This window comes from Candidatus Bathyarchaeota archaeon, from assembly GCA_026014805.1.
GTDB lineage: Archaea > Thermoproteota > Bathyarchaeia > Bathyarchaeales > SOJC01 > JAGLZW01.
In genome coordinates, this window is record JAOZHR010000013.1 from 1 (window position 1) to 6,882 (window position 6,882).

Below are 6,882 nucleotides of genomic sequence, written 5' to 3' on the forward strand. Positions count from 1 at the left end.
GGCTACTGGGCAGACACCGCATATCCTCGTTGTTATTATTGGCAAGTCTTCAGCTCTTCTTCCCTCGCAGAACTTCTCGAATCCCCTTAACTCAGGTATTATCATATAGGCGTTCGCAACGTTCCCTGCATCGTCTAAGAATATGTCAATTTTTCCGTGGCCTTCCAGCCGTGTTATAGGGTCGATGGATATTTTCTTCATTTCTTCATCACTTTCCTACGTAGAATGGAATGAGGTAAAGAATATTTGTAGAAGGTTCCTATTGGGTCCACAATTTGATCAACGACTTCTGGACTAGTGGCAATAGAGGCAAGTGCGTTGATAGCTGCGGCACCTTGGTCGTTCACGTTGAAGCCTGGGCCGTTGCATCCCGTGCATGGCATATTTACCTTTGGGCATTGTGCGTCACAGCCTGCTCGTGTGGCTGGTCCCATGCATATTACTCCTTGATCCCAGAAGCACGTTTTGAAGTCGTCGTCGATTTCGTAAATTCTCTTTATTTTCGAAAGTTTTTTATCTTTTTTCTCTCTGGGGCATTCGTCGCAGATTGATTTGTTTGGCATTAGAACGCTTCCTTTTGGAGGCAGCTCGTTTTTGAATATTGCTTCAATGGCTTGGATTATAAGTGGGATAGGTGGTGGGCACCCTGAGATGTAATAGTCCACGTCTACGGTCTGAGCTAGAGTTTTTACTGTGTCGTGGAATTTAGGTAGTTTCAACTCGCCTTCTTTAACTTTGATGGAGGTTTTTGGCATCGTTGATTCAGGATTTTTTGTCGAGGGTGTTTCAGAGTATGCTCGTTCAAAGACGGATTCTTTGTTCCAAAGGTTCGCAAGGCCTACTACACATCCATCGCAGGCACATGAGCCGAAAGCTACAAGAACCTTCGCTTTCCGCCTAAACAACTTTGCCATTTCCTCGTTTTCGGAATTACGTATGGCTCCGTTGAAGAAGCATACGTCTATGCTTTTGTCTGGCATGTTTTCAACGTCTCTGTATTTGATGTCGATGGCGACAGGCCAGAACACGATGTCTGCTTTGGCAACAACGTCTAAGATTTTCTCGTTAATGTCTAAGACAGCAATCTCGCAGCCACCGCAACTAGCAGCCCAATAGAACGCAAACTTCAACTTTTGCCTTTCCATATCTGTGCACCAATTTGGCAAGTGTTATTTTGAGAGCATAACAACTGTTACATGTTGGATATATAGTTTAACTTTCTGTGCGTGCGAAGGTGGATTTAAAGGAATAGTTCATAACGCTTAAATCGTAGAACCAAAGGTGATGCGCACCCAGTTATTTCCTAATTTCTGGTTAGGAATCCTTGCATTGGCCAGCAAGGTTTGTTTCAATGGGTTTATAGAAAAGCTAATGATTTATTGGAAATTGAAACCTTCTGTGCATAAAAACGTTGTTTCATGTATAGAAAAGGCGTAAAAATAGTATATAAAATGGTATCTCCGCTTTTAGTCATATGTCTTGCGGCGTACATAAGGCTTCTTTTCCTATGCTGTCTAACTCTTAATAAATTGGTCATGGCAGAAAAGAAGGAATAGCGTTGAAATGTGAAGTATGCGGAAAAGAAGCGGAATGGGCAACAAAACAAGGCTTACTCTTACTCTGCCGTGATTGCTACAAAAAACAGAAAGAAGAAAACCAACAATCTTTTCGGGCCTGTTAGGGTGGCCTATTTGGCTTAGATATGACGCTGTGATGTACGTCGCCGTCGCTAAAGCCACAGTGATTCGTAGCATGGAACGCAATAATAGACCGTTTTGGCCGTGCTTCGCTGACGTGTGGTGTGAGAGTATGCAGGGGCGCCAATTTTTAGCTGACGTTCACATTTTTGGCCGTGACAGCGAATCACGCTGCCATTATGTTGCCTGGTGATAGTGGTTTTATTTATGAAAACTTTTTTCCACTTGCCCATAACAACCGTGTGAATATGTGCGAAGACATAACTAATATGCTTTGCCGTAGCCTGATACTGTTAAGTCTGTTGACCTATCCAAAAACTGAATAATAGGTTCAGAAACTTAAAACCTAATAAGGTGTTTCACTTTAAATAGTGTGAAAGTTATGACAAATAGTGAAAAGGAAAATAAGGCGAAACTCTCAAAAGAAGAAGTGAAAAATTTAGTTGAGATGCTTAGGTATCTGATGGATGCATATGGTCTTTTTGCTGAGAAGCTGGGAAAAATCCAAAAATCTCATAAAGAAGCTTTTGATTCCATGTTTTCACTTGAATCTGCTGAAAAACTACCAGAAGTGATGAGCATGATTGTTGAAAAAGCCCCTGAAATGGGTAAACTATACACTAGCATATTTATTAGAATGATGACCGTCATGCCTAGGATAAATAAGCTAATGACCTTATCAGCAGATGAAAAAATAAAGTTGGGGGAAAGCCTCAAAACTTTGGCTAAAGACCTTGATAAGTTGCTAGAATGGATTGATAAGATGGAAGAAAAATGATGTTAGAAATCCAAGAATTGGAAAAACCGTTTAAGAAAGTCTCACATGGGTTAATTGCAGGCAACATCAGGCTACTGGAAACTGGTATAACCCATCCTTTTATAATACTAAATGATAGAACCAAAATTCTAGCTAGAATTTTATCAGATAGAAAACCTTGGTTAGTCAAAACCAAGGAAGCTCTCGGCAACTTTAGCAAAGCAATATATAAGATTAGGGGGATAGATGGTCTCTATTTTAACATAAGGGAAGCTTATGACCGCACACCATCTGGACATATTACTGACATCAGAGTGATTATCCCCGAAAGTAACAGAGATATTGAATATAAAATATATGACGCTTTTGGGGAGCTTCTAAGAAGGTCTCGCCCACTATTATTTGACCTTCATCTAATCAAACTTAGAGGTCGGAAGCCAGAAGAAGTTATACCCAAAGGTTATTGGCACTATGAATATTGATTCCCATCTTTCGAAAGCGAATCATAATAAGATATTTTTGCATAAATTTCTGGTGCGAATTGTTGACAAGTGCCCAGATTGGGTTTCAATTGTGGCTTTTTATAGTGCGCTTCATTTTGTTGAAGCGTATATTAAGAGGTATCACGGATTGGATTTTGGACGCCATGAAGAAAGGCACTCCTTTATGAGTGAGTATGTTCCAGAAATTTTCTCGGTTTACATGCACTTGTATGATTTAGGTTTTGACTCAAGATACAAATCTCCAAAAGATGCTCCCAGTTGTGATGAAGCAAAATCAGTGGTTAAATATGACCTTGCTGAAGTAGAAAAGTTTGTTATGGAAAGATTGTGATTATTTTTTTTGGTATCTTTAGGGTATACCCTTTTTTCGAAGAAAGGTTCTAATTTAGCTTTTCCATAGATGCCATGGCGTCCACCATGGGCGGAGTATCGCCCCAGTGGAAAAGTGTCCAATTGTGACCAAAAAAATTGACACAATTTTACTCTTCCTCTTCAAACTTCAAACCCATACCAACCAACTTAAGAAGTTTCACCAAAACCCAAAATTTTTAAATGGAAAAGAAAAAACAGTACAATTATGAGTTTACCAGACAGAGTAGTTGATTTTTTTGTTGCTCTGATTGTTGGGGTAATCTTGCTTTATGTACTATACCAAGTAATTGTATCTCTCGCTGCGGATTTACCTGTGTTTCTCCAATATGCTATTCCAATTTTTGTTGCAACTGCAGGAGCTTTACTTGTGTTAGCCAAAAGAGGAATCGAATAGCCCCGCGCGCGCACGACTAATCAACCCTTAAACTACAACTCCAACACAAAGTCACGTCTGGGTCGTTCGCGGCGCCGCAGTGATGGCAAGTCTTCTGTTCCATTCTCTCAATCTTCACGTCCCGCAACGCGTATAAAACCCTCTTAGACTTCACCATTAACCCAACTCCTTCAAGTCAAGATAAAGCGCCGCCGCTCAACTAAGCCACCTATGGCATAGAGAGAAGGGTTTTTCGGCACGGAAGGAAATTGAAACCTTCTGTGCATAAAAACTCGTTGATTATTTGAAGAGCTATTAAGGGAGATGCGCATGTTACTTGGAGCTTATTGACCAGCGTTTTGAGCATATTTTAGTCTTTTTTTCGAGCGCATTGTTTATTGCTATCAAAGCGATGCCCGCACCGTTGTCCGCTATTCTATTTATGTCATATAGTATACCTCTCAGATTCGGTATTTCAGGCAGGTCTTGAATAATTCTCTCTCTTTCTAGTTCAATAAACGCCAACATTCCTAGGAGGCTGTTTGCGATTTTAATGTCACCAATGAAGAAAGCGTCCACGGCTTTTAGAACCAAATCGTGGGCTAAGTAAGTCATTCAGATTGCTTATTCGTTCAATTGCCCATTTAGGTATTTGATCTCCATACTTCTGTATTAGTGTAATAACTCTGCGTGCTATTTCTTCAGCGTAGTCAGCAATCAACTCGAGATACCTCAACATAAGTCCAAAATATAGGATATGTAACGGGTCTGTTAATCCTATTTCTTCAGCTACTTCTCTTTTTCTCTGTGCAGAAACAAGCAACCTCATTGCAAGTAAATGCATCATATCGGCTTCGTCCTCTCGGTTTATGGCATCTTGAGCCAATGTTTCATCGAACTCTACGAGTGCCTGTACTGCTTCCTTTACAATGGTCAACGAAATTATCGAAAGTCTTCGCAAAAGCATGTGCAGCAGGTAGAGCCGCAACAATTCTTTCACAGAAGACACTTGAGATGGGAAAAATAGTTGCAAATGTAAACAAAGATTTAGTAGTGGTTGTAGAATTTGTGAGCATCTGTGTCCCTACAACGCAATAGAAATAAAGGAAGAAGAGGAAAAAGTAACCGTGTATATAATTGAAGCCTTATGCAAAGGCTGTAGGGCATGCGGAACAGCATGTCCAACAAAAGGCGTAACATCGGGACATTTCACCACTGAAGAAATCATGGCTCAAGTTAAAACTACTTTGATGGAGGAAGTAAAAGCATGACCGAAAAAGAAAACTTCGAACCAAAGATAATCGGCTTCCTCTGCAACTGGTGTGCCTATGCGGGAGCAGACTTGGCAGGCGTAAGTAGAATACAATACCCGCCAAACATACGTATAATTCGCGTAATGTGCAGCGGCAGAGTAGACCCTGCCTTCATTCTTGAAGCCTTCAATGACGGTGCAGACGGAGTGCTTGTTGCAGGCTGCCACTTACCTTCAGATTGTCACTACATTAGCGGAAACTTCAAGGCATTAAGAAGGATCACTCTTCTAAGAAGAGTCTTGAAACAGTTTGGAATAGAACCAGAACGTTTGCGGTTGGAATGGGTTTCGGCAAGTGAAGGAGATAAATTCGCCTCCATAGTACGAGAAATGGTTGAACAAATAAAGAAGCTCGGACCAAACCCGCTAAAGAAAAACGGAGGGAAAGTTCAATGAACGAAATGGTTGAAACAGGGAAAATGCTCATAAAGACATCGGAAATTAACAAGGATTTCAAGTATGAAATAAGCAAGATGCCCAGTGGGGAAAAACTACTGTATTGCTTACAATGTGGAACATGCACATCAGACTGCCCAATTGCAAGGTTCAACGAAAACTACGGCATACCCGTGCTGCATTATCCACAACTATTGGGCTTAGCAGTAGGATTACTACCAGAAGAACTCGCCTTTAATGGGCTTCGAGTTAACTCTTCAAAAGTCTTAGAACAAGTACAAAAAGGGGTTATGTAGGATGACTGAAGAAAAGTTGAAGTTTGCGTTCTATTGGGCTGCTAGTTGCGGTGGCTGCGAGATTGCTGTCTTGGACATTAACGAGAAAATCTTAGACGTTGTTTCCAAGGCGGACATTGTATTTTGGCCTGTCGCCATGGACATCAAATACAAAGACGTTGAAAACATGCCAGACAAAAGCATAGACGTATGCTTCTTCAACGGAGCCATACGTAATTCAGAAAACGAGGAAATGGCAAAGTTGTTTAGGCGGAAAGCGAAGGTTCTTGTAGCTTTTGGCTCATGTGCACACGAGGGATGTATTCCTGGACTCGCTAACTTGCATGACCGAAAAGAGATATTTGATAGAGTCTACTGCGAGACTCCTTTTACAAAGAACCCTGACAGAGTATTGCCAGTTAATCCTGTTAAAGTTGAAGAAGGCGAGTTGCACAAGCCAGAGTTCTATGACACGGTAAAAACGCTTGACCAAACGGTGGATGTGGACTATTATCTTCCAGGGTGCCCGCCACCAGTAGACTTGATAGTTAAGGCTCTTGATGCTATTATGACGGGTAAATTGCCGCCTAAAGGCTCAGTTTTGGCGCCCGTGAAGTCTGTCTGTGACGAATGCCCAAGAAAAAAAGACCAAAAGAAAATTTCCAAGATCTATCGCATTTATGAAAAAACGCCAGAACCTGAGATATGCCTTCTTGAACAAGGAATTATCTGCATAGGACCAGCTACACGAGGAGGGTGTGGTGCTCAATGTCTAGATGTTGATTATCCGTGCACTGGGTGTGGCGGCCCTTGTCCCAACGTGCCGGAGCAAGGAGCAGCTATGTTAAGCGCTTTAGCGTCGATTCTCGGTATCGACGAAGAGAAAGAAGAAGGCTATGACCCAGAGAAACTGATAAACCAAATCAAGGATCCGGTTGGCACTTTTTACAAGTATTCGTTGCCCCATTCAATAATTAAAAGGAAGGTGATGAAGAAATGAAGAAAATATCCATCGACCCTATAACGCGGCTGGAAGGCCACGGAAAAATCGACATATTCTTAGACGATGCAGGGAACGTTGCGAACGCCTATATGATAATACCTGAGTTAAGGGGATTCGAGAAGTTCTGCGAGGGAAGAAGAGCTGAAGACTTGCCAATAATAACAACGAGGATATGCGGTGTCTGCCCAGTAGCC

14 protein-coding genes are annotated in these 6,882 nt (G+C 41.5%); 9 read left to right on the forward strand and 5 right to left on the reverse strand.

Annotation, left to right across the window (positions count from 1 at the left end):
* On the reverse strand, positions 1 to 201 hold a 201-nt coding region (locus NWE91_03330), incomplete at its 3' end, for a Ni/Fe hydrogenase subunit alpha (protein ID MCW3985428.1).
* The gene (locus NWE91_03335; protein ID MCW3985429.1) at positions 198 to 1,145 is read right to left on the reverse strand and encodes an oxidoreductase; all 948 of its coding nucleotides are present in this window, start codon (positions 1,143 to 1,145) and stop codon (positions 198 to 200) included. The genes NWE91_03335 and NWE91_03330, both read right to left, overlap by 4 nt.
* Positions 1,146 to 2,079: 934 nt before the next feature.
* Here NWE91_03335 and NWE91_03340 point away from each other — a divergent pair.
* The 4 genes from NWE91_03340 (at position 2,080) to NWE91_03355 (ending at position 3,723) form a co-directional block, all read left to right on the forward strand.
* Positions 2,080 to 2,475: a hypothetical protein gene (locus NWE91_03340; protein ID MCW3985430.1), complete on the forward strand. Its 396-nt coding sequence runs from the start codon at positions 2,080 to 2,082 to the stop codon at positions 2,473 to 2,475.
* Positions 2,472 to 2,936: a hypothetical protein gene (locus NWE91_03345; GenBank protein ID MCW3985431.1), complete on the forward strand. Its 465-nt coding sequence runs from the start codon at positions 2,472 to 2,474 to the stop codon at positions 2,934 to 2,936. The genes NWE91_03340 and NWE91_03345 overlap by 4 nt, the downstream gene beginning before the upstream one ends.
* A complete protein-coding gene (locus NWE91_03350) occupies positions 2,926 to 3,288 on the forward strand; it encodes a hypothetical protein (protein MCW3985432.1) in 363 nt (120 codons plus the stop codon). The genes NWE91_03345 and NWE91_03350 overlap by 11 nt, the downstream gene beginning before the upstream one ends.
* Positions 3,289 to 3,534: 246 nt before the next feature.
* On the forward strand, positions 3,535 to 3,723 hold the full coding sequence (locus NWE91_03355; GenBank protein ID MCW3985433.1) for a hypothetical protein: 189 nt from the start codon (positions 3,535 to 3,537) through the stop codon (positions 3,721 to 3,723).
* A 16-nt stretch (positions 3,724 to 3,739) separates the two neighbouring features.
* Here NWE91_03355 and NWE91_03360 read toward each other — a convergent pair whose 3' ends face one another.
* From NWE91_03360 to NWE91_03370, 3 genes are all read right to left on the reverse strand, one after another.
* Complete coding sequence (locus NWE91_03360; protein MCW3985434.1) at positions 3,740 to 3,880, reverse strand: hypothetical protein; 141 nt, start codon at positions 3,878 to 3,880, stop codon at positions 3,740 to 3,742.
* Positions 3,881 to 4,035: 155 nt separating this feature from the next.
* Positions 4,036 to 4,281 (reverse strand): hypothetical protein, encoded by a 246-nt coding sequence (locus NWE91_03365; GenBank protein ID MCW3985435.1) that lies wholly within the window; start codon positions 4,279 to 4,281, stop codon positions 4,036 to 4,038.
* On the reverse strand, positions 4,259 to 4,690 hold the full coding sequence (locus NWE91_03370) for a hypothetical protein (protein ID MCW3985436.1): 432 nt from the start codon (positions 4,688 to 4,690) through the stop codon (positions 4,259 to 4,261). The genes NWE91_03365 and NWE91_03370 overlap by 23 nt, the downstream gene beginning before the upstream one ends.
* Before the next feature lie 76 nt (positions 4,691 to 4,766).
* Here NWE91_03370 and NWE91_03375 point away from each other — a divergent pair, with 76 nt between their 5' ends.
* The 5 genes from NWE91_03375 to NWE91_03395 form a co-directional block, all read left to right on the forward strand.
* On the forward strand, positions 4,767 to 4,973 hold the full coding sequence (locus tag NWE91_03375; GenBank protein ID MCW3985437.1) for a 4Fe-4S dicluster domain-containing protein: 207 nt from the start codon (positions 4,767 to 4,769) through the stop codon (positions 4,971 to 4,973).
* Entirely contained in the window at positions 4,970 to 5,410 is a 441-nt protein-coding gene (locus NWE91_03380; GenBank protein ID MCW3985438.1) for a hydrogenase iron-sulfur subunit, read from the forward strand. Before NWE91_03375 ends, NWE91_03380 begins: the two co-directional genes overlap by 4 nt.
* Positions 5,407 to 5,706 (forward strand): hypothetical protein, encoded by a 300-nt coding sequence (locus NWE91_03385; GenBank protein ID MCW3985439.1) that lies wholly within the window; start codon positions 5,407 to 5,409, stop codon positions 5,704 to 5,706. The genes NWE91_03380 and NWE91_03385 overlap by 4 nt, the downstream gene beginning before the upstream one ends.
* Before the next feature lies 1 nt (position 5,707).
* Positions 5,708 to 6,685 carry an oxidoreductase gene (locus NWE91_03390; protein MCW3985440.1) on the forward strand — a complete coding sequence of 326 codons (978 nt, stop codon included), beginning with the start codon at positions 5,708 to 5,710 and terminating at the stop codon, positions 6,683 to 6,685.
* On the forward strand, positions 6,682 to 6,882 hold a 201-nt coding region (locus tag NWE91_03395; protein MCW3985441.1), incomplete at its 3' end, for a Ni/Fe hydrogenase subunit alpha. The genes NWE91_03390 and NWE91_03395, both read left to right, overlap by 4 nt.

Excerpts from the sequence above, each read along its gene's own strand:
- NWE91_03335 (MCW3985429.1), bottom strand. The coding sequence starts at position 1,145 with ATGGAAAGGCAAAAGTTGAAGTTTGCGTTCTATTGGGCTGCTAGTTGC.
- NWE91_03340 (MCW3985430.1), top strand. The coding sequence starts at position 2,080 with ATGACAAATAGTGAAAAGGAAAATAAGGCGAAACTCTCAAAAGAAGAA.
- NWE91_03345 (MCW3985431.1), top strand. The coding sequence starts at position 2,472 with ATGATGTTAGAAATCCAAGAATTGGAAAAACCGTTTAAGAAAGTCTCA.
- NWE91_03350 (MCW3985432.1), top strand. The coding sequence starts at position 2,926 with ATGAATATTGATTCCCATCTTTCGAAAGCGAATCATAATAAGATATTT.
- NWE91_03355 (MCW3985433.1), top strand. The coding sequence starts at position 3,535 with ATGAGTTTACCAGACAGAGTAGTTGATTTTTTTGTTGCTCTGATTGTT.
- NWE91_03360 (MCW3985434.1), bottom strand. The coding sequence starts at position 3,880 with ATGGTGAAGTCTAAGAGGGTTTTATACGCGTTGCGGGACGTGAAGATT.
- NWE91_03380 (MCW3985438.1), top strand. The coding sequence starts at position 4,970 with ATGACCGAAAAAGAAAACTTCGAACCAAAGATAATCGGCTTCCTCTGC.
- NWE91_03385 (MCW3985439.1), top strand. The coding sequence starts at position 5,407 with ATGAACGAAATGGTTGAAACAGGGAAAATGCTCATAAAGACATCGGAA.
- NWE91_03390 (MCW3985440.1), top strand. The coding sequence starts at position 5,708 with ATGACTGAAGAAAAGTTGAAGTTTGCGTTCTATTGGGCTGCTAGTTGC.